Annotated in this window: 14 protein-coding genes; 8 read left to right on the top strand and 6 right to left on the bottom strand. The window is 56.2% G+C overall.

The window, feature by feature from the left end:
* Window positions 1-44 precede the first annotated feature (44 nt).
* Both ACQY4Z_RS05695 and ACQY4Z_RS05690 read left to right on the top strand, forming a co-directional pair.
* Complete coding sequence (locus ACQY4Z_RS05695) at window positions 45-527, top strand: NUDIX hydrolase (RefSeq protein ID WP_428527459.1); 483 nt, start codon at window positions 45-47, stop codon at window positions 525-527.
* Between the two features lie 89 nt (window positions 528-616).
* The gene (locus tag ACQY4Z_RS05690; protein WP_428527457.1) at window positions 617-2,242 is read left to right on the top strand and encodes a hypothetical protein; all 1,626 of its coding nucleotides are present in this window, start codon (window positions 617-619) and stop codon (window positions 2,240-2,242) included.
* A gap of 20 nt (window positions 2,243-2,262) precedes the next feature.
* Here ACQY4Z_RS05690 and ACQY4Z_RS05685 read toward each other — a convergent pair whose 3' ends face one another.
* From ACQY4Z_RS05685 to ACQY4Z_RS05670, 4 genes are all read right to left on the bottom strand, one after another.
* Entirely contained in the window at window positions 2,263-3,882 is a 1,620-nt protein-coding gene (locus ACQY4Z_RS05685; RefSeq protein ID WP_428529724.1) for an APC family permease, read from the bottom strand.
* Between the two features lie 94 nt (window positions 3,883-3,976).
* Window positions 3,977-4,648 carry a ribulose-phosphate 3-epimerase gene (rpe, locus tag ACQY4Z_RS05680; protein WP_428527455.1) on the bottom strand — a complete coding sequence of 224 codons (672 nt, stop codon included), beginning with the start codon at window positions 4,646-4,648 and terminating at the stop codon, window positions 3,977-3,979.
* A gap of 112 nt (window positions 4,649-4,760) precedes the next feature.
* Window positions 4,761-5,498: a DUF2259 domain-containing protein gene (locus tag ACQY4Z_RS05675; protein WP_428527453.1), complete on the bottom strand. Its 738-nt coding sequence runs from the start codon at window positions 5,496-5,498 to the stop codon at window positions 4,761-4,763.
* A 52-nt stretch (window positions 5,499-5,550) separates the two neighbouring features.
* Window positions 5,551-6,525 (bottom strand): sodium:proton symporter, encoded by a 975-nt coding sequence (locus tag ACQY4Z_RS05670; RefSeq protein WP_428527451.1) that lies wholly within the window; start codon window positions 6,523-6,525, stop codon window positions 5,551-5,553.
* Between the two features lie 109 nt (window positions 6,526-6,634).
* Between ACQY4Z_RS05670 and ACQY4Z_RS05665 the strand changes: the two genes are divergently transcribed.
* The 3 genes from ACQY4Z_RS05665 (at window position 6,635) to ACQY4Z_RS05655 (ending at window position 9,129) form a co-directional block, all read left to right on the top strand.
* On the top strand, window positions 6,635-7,900 hold the full coding sequence (locus ACQY4Z_RS05665) for an NAD(P)/FAD-dependent oxidoreductase (RefSeq protein ID WP_428527449.1): 1,266 nt from the start codon (window positions 6,635-6,637) through the stop codon (window positions 7,898-7,900).
* A gap of 218 nt (window positions 7,901-8,118) precedes the next feature.
* Complete coding sequence (locus tag ACQY4Z_RS05660) at window positions 8,119-8,415, top strand: PepSY domain-containing protein (protein WP_428527447.1); 297 nt, start codon at window positions 8,119-8,121, stop codon at window positions 8,413-8,415.
* Between the two features lie 186 nt (window positions 8,416-8,601).
* The gene (locus ACQY4Z_RS05655) at window positions 8,602-9,129 is read left to right on the top strand and encodes a helix-turn-helix transcriptional regulator (protein ID WP_428527445.1); all 528 of its coding nucleotides are present in this window, start codon (window positions 8,602-8,604) and stop codon (window positions 9,127-9,129) included.
* On the opposite strand, the gene ACQY4Z_RS05650 is transcribed toward ACQY4Z_RS05655, so the two are convergent.
* Both ACQY4Z_RS05650 and ACQY4Z_RS05645 read right to left on the bottom strand, forming a co-directional pair.
* Window positions 9,126-9,890: a substrate-binding periplasmic protein gene (locus ACQY4Z_RS05650; protein ID WP_428527443.1), complete on the bottom strand. Its 765-nt coding sequence runs from the start codon at window positions 9,888-9,890 to the stop codon at window positions 9,126-9,128. The genes ACQY4Z_RS05655 and ACQY4Z_RS05650 overlap by 4 nt on opposite strands.
* A gap of 112 nt (window positions 9,891-10,002) precedes the next feature.
* On the bottom strand, window positions 10,003-10,482 hold the full coding sequence (locus ACQY4Z_RS05645; RefSeq protein ID WP_008196258.1) for an Lrp/AsnC family transcriptional regulator: 480 nt from the start codon (window positions 10,480-10,482) through the stop codon (window positions 10,003-10,005).
* A 145-nt stretch (window positions 10,483-10,627) separates the two neighbouring features.
* Between ACQY4Z_RS05645 and ACQY4Z_RS05640 the strand changes: the two genes are divergently transcribed.
* The 3 genes from ACQY4Z_RS05640 (at window position 10,628) to ACQY4Z_RS05630 (ending at window position 18,298) form a co-directional block, all read left to right on the top strand.
* Window positions 10,628-14,149, top strand: a complete 3,522-nt coding sequence (locus tag ACQY4Z_RS05640; protein WP_428527441.1) for an indolepyruvate ferredoxin oxidoreductase family protein — start codon at window positions 10,628-10,630, stop codon at window positions 14,147-14,149.
* A 510-nt stretch (window positions 14,150-14,659) separates the two neighbouring features.
* The gene (locus ACQY4Z_RS05635; protein WP_422019006.1) at window positions 14,660-15,745 is read left to right on the top strand and encodes a DUF2336 domain-containing protein; all 1,086 of its coding nucleotides are present in this window, start codon (window positions 14,660-14,662) and stop codon (window positions 15,743-15,745) included.
* Between the two features lie 150 nt (window positions 15,746-15,895).
* The gene (locus tag ACQY4Z_RS05630; RefSeq protein ID WP_428527438.1) at window positions 15,896-18,298 is read left to right on the top strand and encodes a mechanosensitive ion channel domain-containing protein; all 2,403 of its coding nucleotides are present in this window, start codon (window positions 15,896-15,898) and stop codon (window positions 18,296-18,298) included.
* The last annotated feature ends 47 nt before the right edge of the window (window positions 18,299-18,345 follow it).

The raw sequence follows: 18,345 nt of genomic DNA, 5'->3' as shown, positions 1-18,345 counted from the left end.
CTGATTATCGCGCAACTCACCCATTTCTGGTGTCGGAGGCCTTCATGACCATCTGGCGACCCGCCAATTTCATTACCGTCAAAGCCCTGGCGCTCATCTGGCAAGATGACGCTCTGCTCCTGACCGAGATCTATGACGATCATGGTAATGTAAAGGGCATGCGCCCCTTGGGCGGAACTGTTGAATTCGGCGAAGCTTGGCGCGATACGTTGCAGCGGGAGTTTTTGGAAGTACTCGGTGCGCGGATATCTCTGGGCAGTGACCATTTTGTCCTTGAAAACATCTACGAACACTACGGCCAAACCGGCCATGAGATCGTTTTCTTGTGCCACGCGCATTTTTCAGATGGGCGCTTCTACCGGCAAGATGCCATCCCGTTTCTGGAGCATGATGAAACCGAGTGTATTGCCAGATGGATGTCGGTTGCAGAATTGAAGGCCAAACAGATCGAACTCTATCCCGAAGGCTTGATGGAGCGGCTCACCCAACCTGTCGCCGGCTCGGCAGTAAGCCGCCGATACAGCTAAAACGACGCGCGATCGCTTGATTCTTTGTGTATCCGCCAGAAATACTGTGAGGAAGGTGTACGCGGAGACGGAAAGGGAGGCCGGTTTTGGTGCTTACACGGAGTGCAGGTCTGCCAATCGGTTTCTTGGCGGTTTTCATTGTTTGGATGAGTGTGATTTCCGGCCCAACGTTGGCGAACGGGGGATTGGAGGATGTCCGGCGGGTTTTGAACACGCCGGAACGCCTGTCTCTCATCGTTGAAAAACGCCGTCGGGAAATCAGCGCCTATTATGGGGCCGAAGACGCATCTCTCTTATGGCTTGGAACGGACAGGGCCGCGGCCTTCTTGGATCTCCTGAGAAATGCGCATCTCCACGGTCTCCGCCCGGAAGACTATCCGCACGCCTATCTTGAAGCCGAGCTCAAGTCCGTTGACGAAGGTCTCAATCCTTCAGAGGCCGCATGGATTGAGCTCCTGTTCACAGGCCATTTTCTTGACTTTGCCAATGACCTCCGGGCTGGCCGGGTAACGCCTCGGGTGCTCTATCCTGGCGCCTACATGCCCATCCACACAATCAATGGCACGGATGCCTTGAAGCGGCTCGCAGCCGCACCCCAACTGTCGGATTTCGTGTCGATTTGGGAACCGCAGGACGATACCTATCGCTTGCTGAAGACACACCTTGCGCGCCTGTATGCAGTCAAGGATGGCGGCGGTTTTACATACCTGGATATTCAAGAAGAGCTTTCGCCGGGCACACAGAGTGATCAGGTGCCCAACCTGCGGCGCCGGATGTTCGAAGACGGTCTTGTCGGCGAAAGTACAGGCGGAGAGCTTTTCGACAAGCGGCTTGCATTTGCGGTCGCCCAATCCAAACACAGATACGTTCTTCCTGTTTCTAGCGAGGTGACACCCCGGCTTGTCCGCGCGCTGAACATTCCCATTGAGCGCCGGATCGAGCAGGTCAGCAACGCCATGGAGCGCATTCGCTGGATCCCGCCGGAGTTTTCCCGGGTTAAGCTGTTCATCAACAAAGGTGAGAACCAGTTTGTATTCTCTGAGTCGGGGCGTGTGGTGATGGAAGGTCAGGCTTTCGCCAACTGCCCGGACAGAAACTACGCGAATACGGCGACAGCCATTGAAGCTGTGACCTTTCATCCGACCTGGCAGGTTCCTCTGGAGTTTCTTGGTAATGAATTGCTGCCGCGGTTGAAGGACGATCCGGCGGAGGTTGAGGGGGTTGGGTACTATTTGAGACGGAGAGGGGCGGATGTGCCGCTCAGTTCGCTCCCTTGGGGACAGGCAACGCCGCGCGCCATCAACCGTTTCAAAGATGAGTTCAATCTCTATCTGCCAGCTTCAGACGAAAATCCGCTTGGAAGCTACGCATTCCGGCTCCGGCAAGAACAGAAACTGGCGTTGTTCCATCTAGATTCTGCCCCGGAAGACGGTGTGTTCTGCAACCCCTATCTTCCGGCCAATGCGTTTGGAATTGTCGATGGGTTGGCGTTGCTGGAGCAGGTGATCGAACCGAGGGTGTTTCCGGCCGAGGGAATTGAAAACCGGCTCGCACGGGGGGATACGATTACTTTTCCTGCTCGGTCGGGCCTTATGGCTGTTGCAACGCACCAGTCCGTCTGGTTGCAGCATCAAGGCGCAATCCGCTTCGGCCATGACCCCTATCTAGAGGATGCACGGCTCACGGCCGCTTTGTCCGGGAGACCAAAGCCCTAGGTCTCTCTCGAGGAATGTAGTCATTCGCGTCCTGTTTTTCGAAACGGCCCTTCATAGATGTCGTCTTCAAGGGTGCCGTATTCTTCAACTTCATCCGCTTTTTCTTCGGCCATGTACTGGTCGAATTTGGACTGATGCAGTCTGAGATGAGCTGCAAGGATGTAAATCAGGGTCGAAAACAGGCCAACAACGGCGATGTCCGGACCAACCGGCAGCAGACCGGCTCCACTGCCAAATGATCCGAGATATGAGAGCAAGGCAATCCCAACGAAATAGGGAGCAAGCCAGATCGCTTCACGCCAATCGAGTTCGGCCATACCGACCCGGTAACCGCGATAGAGTAGCAGCAGGATACCGAGAATAAGGCAAATCCCAAGGTGCAGCATGGTGTCCCAGCCGCTCCAATAGATAATCAGCGTGGCAACAACAAACGCAAGGCAGCCGGTGACAGGGGCGGCTGGTAGCACAAAGGCTCTTGGTGTGTTCGGCAGCAGCCGGCGGAACGCGAGGACCGCGATTGGACCGACCACGAAGGACAGAACGATAGAAGAGGTGTTAAGCGCCAGAACTTCCTTGAACGGCAGAGCGACGAAGAACAGGGCGGACACGACAAAGTTCACCATCAGTGCGAACAGCGGCACGCCGCGGTTGGACAGGGTTTCCATGAACTTCGGGAACAGGCCGTTCTGGGCCATGGCAAGTCCCAGCCGTGCGTTTGATCCAACCGATACAAGACCTGAGGCAAATGAAGAAATCCGCGCACTTGTGTCGAGAATGGAAACGATCCAGAGCGCTCCAACTGCCGTTGCGATGGCGGCCATCGGCCCGAGTTCACCCGGGAAATGCAATGCTGGCCAGCCGTTCTCCAGCTCGCTGTGATCGAGCGCGCCGAGGAAGGCGAGTTGCAAGCCGCCATAAATCAGCAAGCAAATTACGAGGGACAGGACCAACGCAAGTGGCACATTCACTTTCGGATTGCGGGCTTCACCGGCCATGTCGATGACATGACGGAAGCCAATCAGCGCGAAGATAACACCACCTGTGGAGATTGCCGACAAGACGCCTTTCATACCTTCAGGGGCAAATCCGCCATAGTCCGTGAAATTCGCATATCGGAATTCCGATGTTAGAATGGCTGCGGCTAGGAGAGCCGGAACCACGATCTTGACCCATGTGAGTGTCGTGTTGATCCGCGCGAAAAAGCGGACACCAAACGCGTTTAGGACCGTAAATACTGCCAGCAGCAGCATGGCGACGCCCAAACCTGCGGTACTCAGCTTGTCTTCGCCCACGTAAAGCCAGGGAGCCAGACTGGTGGAATACCGCAGTACAGCCTCCACCTCGATGGTTGCGGTGGTGTTATACCCGACCCAGGCGGTCCAACCCATCGTCATGGAGACGACAGAGCCATGAGAAAAGTGAGGCACACGGCCAATCCCGCCAGCAACTGGAAGAATGGTGGCGATTTCCGCAAAGGTCGCTGCAAGCAGCAGCATGGCGAAGCCGCCGATGACCCAAGCGAGAAGGGCAGAGGGACCTGCGGCTTGGGCTGCCAGAAGCGGTGCGAACAGCCAACCCGACCCGAGAATGCCGCTGATTGCGACAAACGTCAGGCCGAGCAGGCCAATGTTGCGTTGCATATGTGCCAAACGACACCCCCCAGACTATGCCGTTCAGCTTAGCCGAAGGGACTGCCGGATCAAAAGGTGTTTGGCGAAGAGTTTTTTGCTTCTGTTAGGCGTTTGCAGCCGCAGTCCGGATTGCATCGATGTTGGACTTGTAGGCGTCGACTGTACCGCCCTTGAAAACCGCGGATCCGGCAACGAGAACGTTGGCACCGGCGGCTGCAACCAGCGGAGCGGTTTCGGGCGTGACGCCGCCATCGATCTCCAGATCGATTGGTCTATCGCCGATCATTTGTTTGATCCGGGCTGTCTTTTCCACCATGGCCTCAATGAACTTCTGACCGCCGAAGCCCGGGTTCACCGTCATCACAAGGATCAGGTCGAGTCGGTCGAGCACGTACTCCAAAACGCTTTCCGGCGTTGCCGGGTTGAGCGACACGCCGGCCTTTTTGCCGAGCGCGCGAATGGCCTGCAACGAACGGTCCAGGTGGGTGGTTGCTTCTGCGTGCACGGTGATGATGTCCGACCCGGCTTTGGCAAAGGCTTCCAGGTAAGGATCGCAAGGTTCGATCATCAAGTGCGTGTCGAACACCTTGTCGGTGTGCGGGCGCATCTTGGCGATGACATCCGGACCGAAGGTGATGTTCGGAACGAAATGGCCGTCCATTACGTCTAGATGGATCCAGTCTGCTCCCGCCTCGACAACATCGCGGACTTCCTGACCGAGCTTGGAAAAGTCAGACGCAAGGACGGACGGTGCAATTTTGATCTCGCGCGGCATTTGGGATCTCCTGAGGGCGGCGGCAACGCTGGCCATAGACTGTTGGCGCCGCGCTACCACGTGTCCGGCAGACCGGCAAGGGAAAGACTTCGTTCCTAATCGGTTTAACTGTTCACAGCCGCCCGGAGATGGCAAGAAACCGGCCGTCAGGTCCTTCAAAACCGTGGGTCGCCATGTGAACGATTAGGGTGATGACAGGTGGTTTACCTTCCGGGAAATAGCTGACGACTTTGTCTATCCGGTAGCCGATCGGGCACCCGCGGCTTTTCGGGAGACTTTTGTCCAGATGTCGGACGCGCGCTTCTCCGCCATAGATCGTGTTGAGCTGGAACCCCTTGGTGGCCGCGCCATAGCTGGCACACGTGTCGTCGGGCAGGGGAAATTCCATCAACTGGATCTCCATCGGCTCATCGATCGGGGGGACAACGGGCCGCAGATTGACCTTCATGTTGAAAGGATTGGCGGAGATTTCCGTGATCGGATTGCTGCCGACTGTCAGTCCGTGGCCGTCAATACCGAGGGAATTGAGAAGCGGGGCTGCAGCGGCTTTGTTGGCGGCCCGGGCAGCCTTTAGGAGAGCTACCGGATTGTAGCCGTTGCTGTCGTCGATTTCATCGCGGCGGCGAAACGGAGACGGGCTCACCCATTTGTCCTCATGGACATCGATCACGAATATTTCTGAATAGGGAAAACCGGAGCCGTCCTGAATTCCTGACTGCTCAAAGGCAAAGTAACGGCCATCTTCAGAGTAGCCGAGAATGTCCAAACGGGCCTGATCTCCGGCAATTGCTGCCGACATCGAGCCTGTTATGAACGCAAAAAAAGCAACGAGCAGTTTGCAGAAACGCATGACCGGTCTCCCTTCGATTTGTTCAAGAGAGTATCGCCGGGTTTTAGGTCTGTCAGGTCTGCGGCGTCACAGTTTTGAGCTTTAGTCCGCAAAACCATCCGACAAACGGTTTCAGGACCATCGGCAAAATATAGATCGGGAATTGTCCGACTGCGAACCAAAGCCACGTGAGCTCCGGCAGTGTTCCGCCAAAGGCGGCGACCATCAGCCCCATGTTGCGCGTGCCGCAAGTGTGCGCAATAGCATAGGCATCTTCTCGGCTTGCTGGCGAAAACAGGAGCAAGGTTACACCGATCTGTGCAAAGGCGAGGCAGAAAGTGATCGCGGTCAAGCCGAGGGTAAAGCCAGGTCTGTCCGCGAAACTCGCCGCAACGCCATCCATCGCCGCAATCGCAAAGATCAAAAGCAAGAGAACATTCAAGCCGCTGATCATGTTTGCGCCGTTTGCAATTCGTTCCTGTCCGGCAATCCGGCGGATCACCATTGCAGTGAGAAATGACCCAACAAGCAAAAATGACAGTTGCGCAGCCAGGCCACCGATACTCAGCGGCAAGGCGTCCCCCAGCATCAGTTCGCCGATGAAAGGTGCCGAAAGCGGCGTAACGATCAGGGCCGCAACGGAAAGCGCAAGGCTGAGCGTGCCATTCAGGCCCAGGAGATAAATAAATGCCGGTGCCGCCATAACCGGCGGGGCGGCTGTAGAGATAAACAGCGCTAGGACTAGATCTGGCCCAAGGGTTTCCGGTCCAATCAACTGAACGGCTGCAAAAGCAATCAACGGCACACCGAGCATCATCCAAACGAGTGCGGTGAGGAGAAGGGTCGGTCGTTTCAAGCGCAGTTTGATGGCTTCTATATCGACCCTCAAGAAAGCCAGCACCAGCAGGCTGAAGACCGAAACACCGAGATAGGGTCGCAGATGTTCCGACAGGGCTGGTAGCGCCATGCCGATGAAGATACTCACAGCCAAAGCGGCCGTTCCATGCTGGCCGATCCATGCCACAGCTACCGCGAGCATCCGAATCATTTAAAATCAACTCCTGAAAATCGCGTGTGGGCAGGGACTTGCGGTTCTTTTAAGGGAACTTGACCGGACTTGCCAATCACGATGGCGTCCTGCCGTCGGACTGTGGGCCATGACAACTTCGAAGCAGATGCAGACATTTGATGTGATGGTCCTGGGGGCCGGAATTGTCGGTGTTTCGACCGCAGCGCATTTGCGCCGCCTTGGCCTGGATGTCGCTTTGATCGATCGGAAGCATCCGGGCGGCGAAGCTTCTGCAGGCAACGCAGGTGTCGTCCAGCACAATGGGTTCGTCCCGCAAGGTCTGCCGAAAAACCCGGTGGCGTTCCTGAAGTCATCCTTCAATCTTGGCGGACCATTTTCGTACAGACCGCTTACCTTAGTGAAGATGCTCCCGTGGATCCGGCAGTATGTCCGGGCAAGTTACGGCGAGGCGGCAGAGGCATATTGCCGGGCCATCATGCCGTTGCGCCAACAGGCGGTCAAAGCGCATCTTGATCTTGCCGAGCAGTCAAATGCCGGCCGGTTTTACCGCAAGGGTGGTTGGCTGCACCTGTACCGAACGCCAGCCAGTTTTGATGCAGATGATATGTCCAGGTACTACGCCCGGATCTACGGTGTTGATTACAAGGAAATGGATGGCGCAGAAGCCAGTGTTCTGGAGCCTGGGTTGAAGCTTTCAGGCATCAAGGCCGTGCATTGGACCGAAAGCTGGTCGGTCTCCAACCCGGCTGCTGTCGTCGATGCATTCTGGCGGGGATACATCCAAAACGGTGGCCAGTATTTTCGCGCGGACGCCAAAAAGCTGATCCGCCAGAGAGGCGGGTGGAGCCTCGAGGGAGAACGTGGGCCCGTGTTCGCCCGCAATGTCGTCGTTTGCTTGGGCGCCTGGTCCATGGATGTCCTGAAGAAACTTGGCGAGCAGTATCCGCTGGCCGTCAAGCGCGGCTACCATATGCATTATAGGCCGCTCTCCGGGGCGTCCCTGTCGCGCCCCGTCGTGGACATCGACAACGGGTTTGCATTAACTCCCACCGACTTCGGCATCCGGCTGACGACGGGAGTGGAGCTGGCAGGACGCGACGCACCGCCCAACCCGCAGATCATCAAACAGGTCCGACGCAGGGCAGAAGAGATCTTTTCTCTTGGACGCGCGCTTCACGATGAACCATGGGTGGGAAGCCGGCCCTGTGTGCCGGATTCTCTTCCGGTCATCGGACCGTCCCCGTCTGTAAAAGGGTTGTGGCTCAATTTCGCCCATGGCCATGATGGTTTTACGCTCGGACCGGTCTCCGGCCAGATCATGGCCGATATGATTGCCAACAAACCTCTTGTTGCAGACCCCGCCGGTGTCTCACCGCACCGCTTTCAGAGCTGAGTTTGCACCCGCTGTGAAGATAGAGCCTGCTATCAAAAGCTTCCTTGAGACGGCGGTGGAACTCGTAAACCATGGTTTATCGGGTGGTTTATAGGCTTTCGGTTGATGGCTGTTGTTACCGTAGTGGCCTAGATCCATCGATGTGCTTAAGAGGTCAGGTTGATGCGACCTCCAAGGTAGGTGCGTATCCAACCAATGGGTCTAGGGTGACATTTTTCATGAAAGCCGTTGCGGTCGCCGGATTTATGGCAATCATCCCGCTTCCTAGCGCTGCCATCGCTTCCAAGACCGTTACGTTGGGCGAGACACTTGGCAACAACGAAAAGGCAATTCGTGCTGTTCTGGTTTCCCGTGGGTACGTCGTTTCAGAGATCGAGCCCGAGCATGGGAAGCTTGAAGCCGAAGTGATCCTAGATGGCCAGGAGATGGAGATCGTGATCGATGCACTGTCAGGTCGGGTTCTGGAAATGGAGCTAGATACTGACGGTTATCGCGACCAAAAAGACCACGATTGAAGCTCCATTGGTCGGCCCGGCTGGCAAACGCCTTAGGAGCACCCCCGCTCTTGCCGGTCGGGCCCCTTTATTATCACTTTCTATCTGTTGTCCTTCTAATTTCTAACCACGCTGGACAGGCCGCGTTAGCAAAGCTAGTCAACAACAGCGTCAATTCATTTAAGAGAAGATGGACTTCACCTTGCCATGTTGAAGGAAGCCGATTGGAAAGCCATTGCTCCTTGGGCGTTATTCGGCCTTCAGGCAATTTGCGTGCTCTTCATTGTTTCTGAGGAAGTTGCCGGGGCCATCTTTGGAGAACAGGCCATTGGGATACTTGAAAGTGATGGTCTGGAGTATCTGATAATCACTGCCTTGGTCGTTGGCTTGATCGCATCGGGTTTTGAAATCCGAAGAGGCCTCAAGCGGCAGAAGCGAATGGAACAGCAGGTCAAGGCTGCGTCTGGCGCTTTTGCAAGCCTTCTTGAAGAGCATTTTGAACTTTGGAAACTCACGCCATCGGAGGCCGATGTCGCATTGTTGGCTCTTAAAGGCTTTTCAATCGCGGAGATTGCCGCCTTTCGTCAGACGGCAGAGGGGACGGTCAAAGCCCAGTGCAATGCGATCTACCGCAAAGCGGGCGTTTCGGGCCGCCCTCAGCTGCTTTCTCTATTCATCGATGAATTGCTGGGTGGCGTGGTTGAGGCTGGAAATGTTCGCCGATCAGATCTCTAGCTGGAAGGCCCGATATAGGTCGCCTTGATTTGGTCGATAGATCCATCGTCTTTCATACGCCGGATGATCCGATCGTACTGGGTCTTTAACTTGTCCATATCCGGGTGCGTCGAGGCTTTGGAAAAGACGTTGTAATAGGCTTTCGACTTCATTGGTTTGGGCAGGAAATCGATTTGGTTTCGATAGCCGCCGATATGAGCCTGGTGCAGTGTCGAGATGGTGTTCATCGGAACCGCGTCGATCCTGCCTGCGAGCAGCTTGTCGATCTGCAGGGAATTCTCTGAGACAAGTTGCAGCTGGAGGCCCGCGTCCCAGAATTCCGGGGTGTAGGAAATTCCATGCGTTGCACCGATCGTCATTGAGCGCAGGTCATCGAACTTCGAAAACGTGAACTTGCCGCGATCTTCCGCCCTGATGAAGAAATTCCAGTCCAGATCGATGTAGCTTTCGCTTGGATAGTCCAGAAAGGTCCGGCGGTCTTCGTTTTGCGAATACAATAGCAGCACATCGATCCGCCCGGCTTTGGCTTCGACCTGCAGGCGCTGGTCGGACTCAATAAGCAGCACCTCATACTCAATCGCCAGTTCGCGCAGGACTTCGTCCATGACTTCAATGTCGATGCCCCGCACATTGCCGTCCGCCTCGTATTTGAAGGGGGCTTGAGGATTGGCGGCAATGATCAAAGGGCGGGCTGTCGCCGATGTTTGCCACATCGCAGCCAAAAGACAGCATATGCAAAACAGACCGATTTTCCGAAGCACGCCTAAAAACCTTCCCAAGTCACTGCCGGACAAACACACGGGAGTTTTCACTGTTCCATGCAATAGCCAAACAAACAGTGAATTTTGAAGAGGCAGCAATGTAAAGCGAGTCTTAATTCTCGCGAAGAGGCAGTGCAGCAGTATCCTTTACCGTGTTGACAACAATGCGTGACTGAACGTCAGATACCAGTGTATTATCAAGAAGCTTCAAACGCAGGAAGTCGTCATAGGTCTTGATGTCATCGGTTACCACCTTGATGAGGTAATCGACCGCACCTGTGATACGTTCACAAATAACGACTTCCGGCCAATGATGGACGAGCTTGTCGAAGGTTTCCATGTTTTCGCGGCTGGGAACAGCGAGCTTGACGAAGGAATAGGCGACAAAGCCAAGGCCCACAGCTTCGCGGTCTATGATCGCGGTAATTTGCTTGATAATGCCTTGTTCCTTCAACCGTTTGATGCGGCGCCAGCAAGGCGTTTGGCTCATGCCAGCCTCTTTGGCGACTTCTGCGATTGAAAGGGAGGCATCCCTTTGCAATACGCGCAAAACGCGGATGTCGGACGGGTCCAGAAGATTCTTTTCGGTCATTGGGTCATTTTCGGAAATTTTATGCTGCCTGGTGACGAATTGCGGTGACGATAGCACAGAAATCGCTGCTGAAAAGGACGATATTAATCGGAAATGGCAGTTCGCCGTAGAGGGCCGCCCCGGGGGCGTAGGAGGAGAATACCGAATGGATGTGCTTGTGTCCGATATCAGCCTTGAAGACAAATACACCGCGACGGACGGTCGTGTGTATCTGACAGGCATTCAGGCGCTGGTCAGACTGGCTCTGGACCGCGCGCGCCTGGACCGGCAGGCAGGTCTTAAAACCGGTGGTTTCATTTCCGGATACCGCGGGTCGCCGCTGGCTGGATATGACACTGAGCTGGAGCGCGCCCACCGGCACCTAAAGGGCCTTGAAGTTGTTTTCAAGCCTGGCGTGAACGAGGAACTTGGGGCGACCGCAGTTTGGGGAAGCCAAAAACTGCGCGGCGAGGGCGGTGTCGGACGGCCTACAGAATATGACGGCGTCTTTGGCATCTGGTACGGCAAGGCCCCAGGTGTTGACCGGGCTGGCGACGCACTGCGTCAGGGGAACGCGTCGGGCACGGACCGCAACGGCGGTGTTCTGGCTTTGGCCGGTGACGATCACCTCGCCAAGTCCTCCATCCTGCCTGCGCAGAGCGAATTCTTCTTTGAACATGCCGAAATGCCGGTTCTGAACCCGGCGGATATTCAGGACGTTCTCGACTACGGTCTGCACGGGCTTGAGATGTCCCGTTTTTCCAGTTTGTGGACGGCGTTGATTTGCGTGGCCGACACGATGGATGCGTCCGCCACCATCAATGTATCGCCAAACCGTTTGCGGATGGTTCGCCCTCTGGAAGGTGATCCGCGCAAGGATTATCATCAAAACCGCGATCTGCTGCTCGGCAACCGGTTGGAAACAGAGCGCCTGGTGCGTGAGCTGCGGATTCCTGCTGCCCAAGCCTATGTTCGCACAAACGGCCTTGATCGTGTGACCTTCGGTGTCCGGCAAAATCCGAAACTCGGCATTATTTCTTCCGGCAAAGCCTATCGGGACCTGCTTCAGGCACTCGATCTCATGGGTGTGACGGAAGACAAGGCCAAAGCGCTGGGCCTCGGCATCTATAAGGTTGCTATGACCTGGCCGATGGAACCGCTTGGCCTGCGGGATTTTGCCCGCGGCGCAGAGAAACTATTGGTCGTGGAGCACAAGCGGGCCTTCATGGAGCCGCAGATCAAGGAAATCTCCTATCACTGGCCGGACATGAGCCGTCCTGAGATTTGGGGCAAACGCCGCCCGGATGGCGCTCCGTTCCTGTCCGATGTTCTGGAGATCTCCGTTGCTGAGCTGATCGAAGGTTTGATGAAGTGGTTGCCGGCCGATGCCGTCACCGAAGAAATGCAGGCCGTTGCCGCGCGCATGACCAAGCAGGCCATGTGGGCGCAAGGCCATGCGGAACGCGCCTCCCGTGTGCCTTACTTCTGTTCCGGCTGTCCACATTCAACCTCGACTAAGACGCCGGAAGGCTCCCGGTCAATGCCGGGTATTGGCTGTCATGCCATGACCGAAATGGCGGGCCGGACCACGGAAGGCCAGATCCAGATGGGCGGAGAGGGCGTCCTTTGGGTTGGTCAGCAGCCGTTCTCGGGCGACAGCCACGTCTTTGCAAACGTTGGCGATGGCACCTATTTCCACTCCGGTATTCTCGCGATCCGTCAGGCGCTCGCGGCAAAGGTGCCAATCACCTACAAGATCCTTTACAACGATGCCGTGGCCATGACCGGTGGTCAGAAGCATGATGGACAGTTGAGTGTTCCGCAGATTACCCGTCAGTTGGAAGCTGAAGGCGTAGAACGCATTTCGGTGGTCTCCGAAAATCCAGATGCTTACGGATCGTGGACGCCAATTGCAGCCGGAACCAAGGTCTATCATCGCGACGAGTTGATGGATGTGCAGAAGGACCTGCAGACCTTCAACGGCGTTTCCGTAATCGTTTACGACCAAACCTGTGCAGCCGAGAAACGGCGCCGCCGGAAGCGCGGGCTGTTCCCGGATCCGGATCAGCGCCTGTTTATCAACGATCGCGTCTGCGAAGGCTGCGGTGACTGCTCGGTCCAGTCCAACTGCCTTTCGGTTGAACCGCTGGCAACGCCGTTTGGCGAAAAGCGTGTCATCAACCAGTCCAGCTGCAACAAGGATTTTTCCTGCATCAAGGGTTTCTGTCCGTCCTTTGTCGAGATCGACGGGGCGGCGCTCAAAAAGCCGAAAAAGGCTGATGTGGATATCGACGCGCTGGTCGAACAGCTGCCGGAGCCGGTTCTGCCGGCGCTGGACCGGACGCAGAACGCGTTGGTTGCCGGCATTGGTGGCATGGGTGTCACCACAATCAGTGCTGTTCTAGCAATGGCGGCGCATATCGATGGCAAGCAAGCCTCGACCCTGGACATGACGGGATTGGCGCAGAAGGGCGGGCCGGTGACCTCGCATGTTCGTTTCGCTTCCATTGACCGCGCCATTGAAGGTCCCCGGGTGCCGGCCGCGAGCCTCGATCTGTTGATTGCAAGTGACATGGTCGTTGCCACCAATGCGGAACAACTGGCACTGGCCCACCGTGGTCAGACCGTGACAGTGGCAAACACCAAGGTTGCCCCGACTGCAGAGTTTGTCCTGAAGCAGACCCTGTCTTTCGATGAGAAGAAGATGGACGCCGCCTTGAAGGCAGCATCCGGCACGTATCTCGCGATGGATGCGGCCGGAATTGCCGAGAAGCTGCTGGGCGATGCGATCTTTGCCAACATGCTGCTCGTGGGCATGGCGTATCAATCAGGCGCCCTGCCGGTTTCCGGCGATGCCATTGAGACAGCCTTGCAGCTGAACGGGGCGGCAGTGGCCGGAAACATCAAGGCGTTCCGCGCCGGCCGTGTTCTGGCTGCCGACGCTGAGCTGTTGTTGAAGGCTTTGCCAGCGAGCGAAAAACCGCGCACGTTCACATTGGATGAAAAGATTGCATTCAATGCCGACGAGCTTGTCAGGTATCAGGACGAAGCCTATGCGGCCCGTTATCGGGATCTCGTTGAAAAAGTGAAGGCAGCGGACGAAGCTCATGGCCCGGGGCAAATGCGCCTCTCCAGAACCGTTGCTGATCTGCTCTATAAAGTAATGGCTTACAAGGACGAATATGAAGTCGGCCGCCTTTATTCCGATCCGGCCTTCAAGGAAAAGATCGCGCAGCGGTTCGAAGATCCGAAGAAGCTGAAGGTCTATCTGGCCCCGCCGATGCTGGCGCACCGGAAGGACCCGAAAACCGGACGCCCGGAGAAGATGGCATTCGGACCGTGGATCTTTACCGCGTTCAAAATCCTTGCCGGGTTCAAAGGCATGCGCGGCAAATGGTACGACCCATTCGGACGGACCGCGGAGCGCCGCGCAGAACGGGCCCTGATCGCTCAGTACGAAAAGGACATTGCGGAGATCATCACCCGTTTGCCGAACGGTAATTACGGTCTCCTCGTAGAGCTGGCACGGGTGCCGGATCTGGTCCGCGGGTTTGGCCCGGTCAAGGAAGCGAACCTGGAAAAGGCCGCGGACAAACGCCGGGTGGTCCTTGAACAACTCAATACCCTCAAAGACGGCGGCAATGATGGCGATCATCAAAGCGGCGACTTCCTCCAAGCCGCCGAATAACGCGCGGTATTCTTATTGAAAATTCAGGCCGGCGCAGCTTCTGCGCCGGTTTTTCGTTTGAAGACATGGCAGTGCACTGCGCCAGTCTGACGCAAGAAAAACCAGCATATCTATCGAAGCTACGGAAGCGGCTTGTGCACGCGAATTTCCTTATATGCATCGCCGCTTTCGGATCTGCCCACCAGGGCAACGCGAATTAATACTCCGGTTAAAGAATTGAGGCATTCGGCGTGAAAACGAGGCTTGGCCAAGACAAAAATGCGCCCAGCTAACAAAAATTAATACTCGAATTTTTGACCTTCAGAGAGCGCTGAAACGGGATGTCAGATCCGATAAATTCATAAAAAACAATGGAATGTAGAGTAACTGGCAAATCTAGTTAGAATTCTTCGTAAAATTTATAAAAACACGATTACATTCTCCAAATACCTGTTTCTGTCTTCTTTAAATCTCCAATTCATTTTGTGGCCAGAGCCGAAGACCGGCGTAAGATTCAATCTGGTAATGAAAATGAGTGAAGCGTTGAAAACAGAACTGGTGAACTTCTCGGAGCTGACCGGGGAAGCAGCAAGCGCCCGCCGGGCAGAACTGGCCCGCCATGTGGCAACGCTCTTTGCGTTGACATCCGACAGATGCTCTGACGAACAGGTCGATATTTACGACTCCGTGCTGCTACGCTTGGTGGATATGGTGGAATCTGAAGTCCGCCGTTTTGTCGCCGAGCAGATGAGCACCTTACGCCGCGGTCCGGAAGAGACCATCCGGCGTCTTGCAAGTGATGTGATCGAGGTGTCCGAACCGATCCTCGTCCGCTCGACCGTCCTGCGCGATGCTGATCTGGTGTCAATTGCAGAAGAGCAGGGCAACGATCACCGCTATGCAATTGCGCAACGCGAAGTTCTCTCCGCGGATGTCAGCGAAATTCTTGTCCGGCGCGGTGATCTGAAGGTCAAGCGCAAGATAGCCAGCAACGAAGGTGCAAGCCTGTCAGGGTCTGCCATCGAGATACTCATTTCTGATTCCGCTGCTGACGCAACCCTTCAGCTCAGCTTGAGCGACCGGCCGGATCTCGCCGAAGCGCAGATCGCGAGCCTGATTTCCATCGCGAGCGACGAAGTCCGCAAGAAATTGCAGACATCCGGCCGTTCCGGTGAAACCGCGCAATTGAATGAGGCTGCCGATATTGCCGCGCGGCGTATGTCCAATCAGTACTGGTTGGGCCGGTACGATTTTGAAACAGCCCGTAGCCGCATTCTTCTCTTGGCGAAAAAGGGCATGGTGAATGAAGCCGCTTTGCGCCGGTTCGCGTCCGAAGACAGGTTCGCCGAAGCCGTTGCCACCTTCGCCTGGTTGGTTCGGTGCGGCGTTGAGGAAGCCAGCCACTGGATGGTGCGCCCGGACCCGGAGCCGTTTGTCATTCTCGCAAAAGCTTCCGGCTTTTCGTCGATCACCGTTGGGTCATTGTTAAGCATCGGCCCGTGGCGTCATCGCCTGACACCAGAGACCCGCAGCAATGCGATGAACCTTTATGAGCGCATGACTGTTGCAGAAGCCAAGCGCAAGATCGCCCATTGGAGCTACAACGTTCTGAAGTGATCTGACTAGGCAGAAAGCGCAAGACGTCAAGCCCGGCCTCTGTGCCGGGCTTTTTTTCGTCCGCAACTAACGAGCGACATGCCTTTTTTCCTTAGCGGAACCGTGCTTTACAGGGCGAAACAGATTCTGCAAAGAGCGGGGCCATGGGGTATGCGCAGATCCGTCCATCAACTACTGCAACATGAACTGCTTCCGGAGATGCGCACTTTCTTCGGCCGCGCCCCGGTCCTCGCAATTGCCGTCCTGAGCATGCTGTTTGTGAGTTTAAGCGCCGCTCCGGATTATGCCCACGCCCAAGGCCCCGCGAGCTTATTGTCGGCGGTTAGCGGCGGTTCGAAGGAAAAGGCTGCGGAGACAACCGCAAAACACACAGAACCTGCCTCTGAGGGAGGCGGTGTCAGCGCCGAAGAGGGCGGCGGCGCGATGATGGAGTCTATGGACGAGTTTGCAGATGAAGCCGTCCGTGCCCGCGACACTTTAAAATCAATCGTTCAGAAGATCCCGAATATTCGCGCTGCGATGGTCGATACGCTTCGCTCGCAAGGCGAAGACCAAGGACTGGGCTGGATATCATCCGCGCTGATCGATGTCGTGATCGCGGTTCTCTTCGGTCTTGCGGCCTCGACGTTGCTGGCGCGTTGGGGGCGGCGACAGTTCGCGGGAATGTACAAGCCCGACGTCTACACCCGTTCCGACAAGATTATCTATCTGTATTTGCGGGCGATTTTGATGATCGCCGGGGTGGTCCTCTATTTTGCAGTGGCGACGGTTGTTTATCTCCTGATTGGCACTGGTCTGGAAGCTGCCAATGAAACCGCCCTCGTCGCCTTCAGTATGAGCGCCGCCTTCATGGCACTGCGGATCATATGGATGAACCTGCTGGCCCCGGATGCGGAAAGCCATCGGTTGGTCGCACTGAGCAACAGGGAAGCGAAGGGGCTCTACCGGTTCTTGCTGGTCGGCAGTGGCATATCAATAGGTGCGATCGCGTTCTGCCTCTGGATGGAGCGTCTTGGTCTGCCGCAGGACATTCACAAACTGGCGCTCATCGCAGCGTCTGGTCTGTCAATGGTTATCCTATGCGTCATTGCCGTGGCGTATCGAGCGGTGATAGCGCGCTTGATCCGCGGAGGTGCAGGGGACCAAGCCCCGATGTGGCGCCGGGTGCTCGCCGCTGTTTGGCATCTCATCGCCGTTATCTACTTTGTGATTGCCTGGGGAATTTCTGCTCTTCGGATCCTTTTGGACTTGCCGTCCGCAACAGGACTTGTGGGGGCTCCGATCCAGGTTTTGCTGGTGGCAGCCGTTGCCTATGGGCTGCTTATCCTTCTGATCGACCGTGTGTTGTTGCCGCGTCTTGATACCGCTAAAGCCGAAGCGAAGATTGCTGAGGACATTCAGCGGGCAGAAGAGAGCGAGGGTGCTGAGCAGGACCCGGAAAGCACGCTGGCCCAAGCGCATGCTGAAGCTGCTGACCGCGAAGCCGATCGGTCCCCGTTCCGCGCACTACTGGATCGCGGCGCTGCGATCCTCGTGGTCTTCGGCGGACTGGACCTCTTGACGTCTCTTTGGGGTGTCGGCATGGCCGGGGAAGGGTCGATCATTGGATCCTTCATTGAGGTCCTGCTGGTCATGTTCCTTGGATACATGGCGTATGAGGCGGTCAAGATCCTGATCGACCGCCAGATCGCGAAGGAATCTCCAGCGGAGAAAGACGAAGAAGCTGAAATTGGCGGGGCCGGTGAAAGCCGGATTTCGACCCTGCTGCCGATCTTCCGGAACTTCTTGCTGATCACCATCGTGGTGATTGCGGCCATGGTTGTCCTGGCTGAGCTGGGTGTCAATATCGCGCCGCTCTTCGCCGGTGCTGGTGTTGTCGGTCTGGCGGTCGGGTTTGGCGCACAGACCCTCATTCGGGATATCTTTTCCGGTGCGTTCTACCTGATCGATGATGCCTTCCGGAAAGGCGAGTACATCGACATTGGCAGCGCCAAGGGGACTGTAGAGAAAATCTCGATCCGCTCCATGCAGCTGCGCCACCATCGCGGGGCGCTTACCACCATCCCGTTTGGCGAAATCCAGCAGGTGGAAAACTTCTCGCGCGACTGGGCCATCATGAAGCTCGCCTTCCGGGTCACCTATGACACGGATGTCGAAAAGATGCGCAAGATCATCAAGAAGTTCGGCCAACGGCTTCTTGAGGATGAGTACTATGGACCGATGTTCCTCGCGCCGCTGAAATCCCAGGGCATCATGTCCATGGAAGACTCCGCCATGATCGCCCGGGTGAAGTTCACCGCAAAACCCGGCAAGCAGTTCGAATTGCGGAAGGTGATCTACGCAGGTCTGCGCGATCTCTTCGAAGAAAATGGCATCAGGTTTGCCCATCGCCAGGTTACGGTCCGCGTTGCCGGTGCAGGAGATGATGAGGACGATGGCGCCAACGGCAAAATCTCACCAGAAGCGGCCAAGGCTGCTGCAGGTGCTGCGGCCATGTCGGGAATGCTGGACGAAGAAGCCAATGGGGACAGAGGTCAAGATGACCCGATCTGACGGTGGATAAGCACTTACAGAAAAAGGCTCTGCGGAGACATTGGCAG

This window comes from Roseibium sp. (genome assembly GCF_965276855.1).
In the GTDB taxonomy this organism is placed as follows: domain Bacteria; phylum Pseudomonadota; class Alphaproteobacteria; order Rhizobiales; family Stappiaceae; genus Roseibium.
Note: the sequence above shows the minus strand (reverse complement) of the source record. Positions and strands in the feature narration are given on the sequence as shown.

What these genes read in the sequence shown, in the direction of transcription:
- ACQY4Z_RS05695 (WP_428527459.1), top strand. Translation starts at nt 45, where the DNA reads ATGACCATCTGGCGACCCGCCAATTTCATTACCGTCAAAGCCCTGGCG.
- ACQY4Z_RS05685 (WP_428529724.1), bottom strand. Translation starts at nt 3,882, where the DNA reads ATGCAACGCAACATTGGCCTGCTCGGCCTGACGTTTGTCGCAATCAGC.
- rpe (WP_428527455.1), bottom strand. Translation starts at nt 4,648, where the DNA reads ATGCCGCGCGAGATCAAAATTGCACCGTCCGTCCTTGCGTCTGACTTT.
- ACQY4Z_RS05675 (WP_428527453.1), bottom strand. Translation starts at nt 5,498, where the DNA reads ATGCGTTTCTGCAAACTGCTCGTTGCTTTTTTTGCGTTCATAACAGGC.
- ACQY4Z_RS05670 (WP_428527451.1), bottom strand. Translation starts at nt 6,525, where the DNA reads ATGATTCGGATGCTCGCGGTAGCTGTGGCATGGATCGGCCAGCATGGA.
- ACQY4Z_RS05665 (WP_428527449.1), top strand. Translation starts at nt 6,635, where the DNA reads ATGACAACTTCGAAGCAGATGCAGACATTTGATGTGATGGTCCTGGGG.
- ACQY4Z_RS05660 (WP_428527447.1), top strand. Translation starts at nt 8,119, where the DNA reads ATGAAAGCCGTTGCGGTCGCCGGATTTATGGCAATCATCCCGCTTCCT.
- ACQY4Z_RS05655 (WP_428527445.1), top strand. Translation starts at nt 8,602, where the DNA reads ATGTTGAAGGAAGCCGATTGGAAAGCCATTGCTCCTTGGGCGTTATTC.
- ACQY4Z_RS05645 (WP_008196258.1), bottom strand. Translation starts at nt 10,482, where the DNA reads ATGACCGAAAAGAATCTTCTGGACCCGTCCGACATCCGCGTTTTGCGC.
- ACQY4Z_RS05640 (WP_428527441.1), top strand. Translation starts at nt 10,628, where the DNA reads ATGGATGTGCTTGTGTCCGATATCAGCCTTGAAGACAAATACACCGCG.
- ACQY4Z_RS05635 (WP_422019006.1), top strand. Translation starts at nt 14,660, where the DNA reads ATGAGTGAAGCGTTGAAAACAGAACTGGTGAACTTCTCGGAGCTGACC.
- ACQY4Z_RS05630 (WP_428527438.1), top strand. Translation starts at nt 15,896, where the DNA reads ATGCGCAGATCCGTCCATCAACTACTGCAACATGAACTGCTTCCGGAG.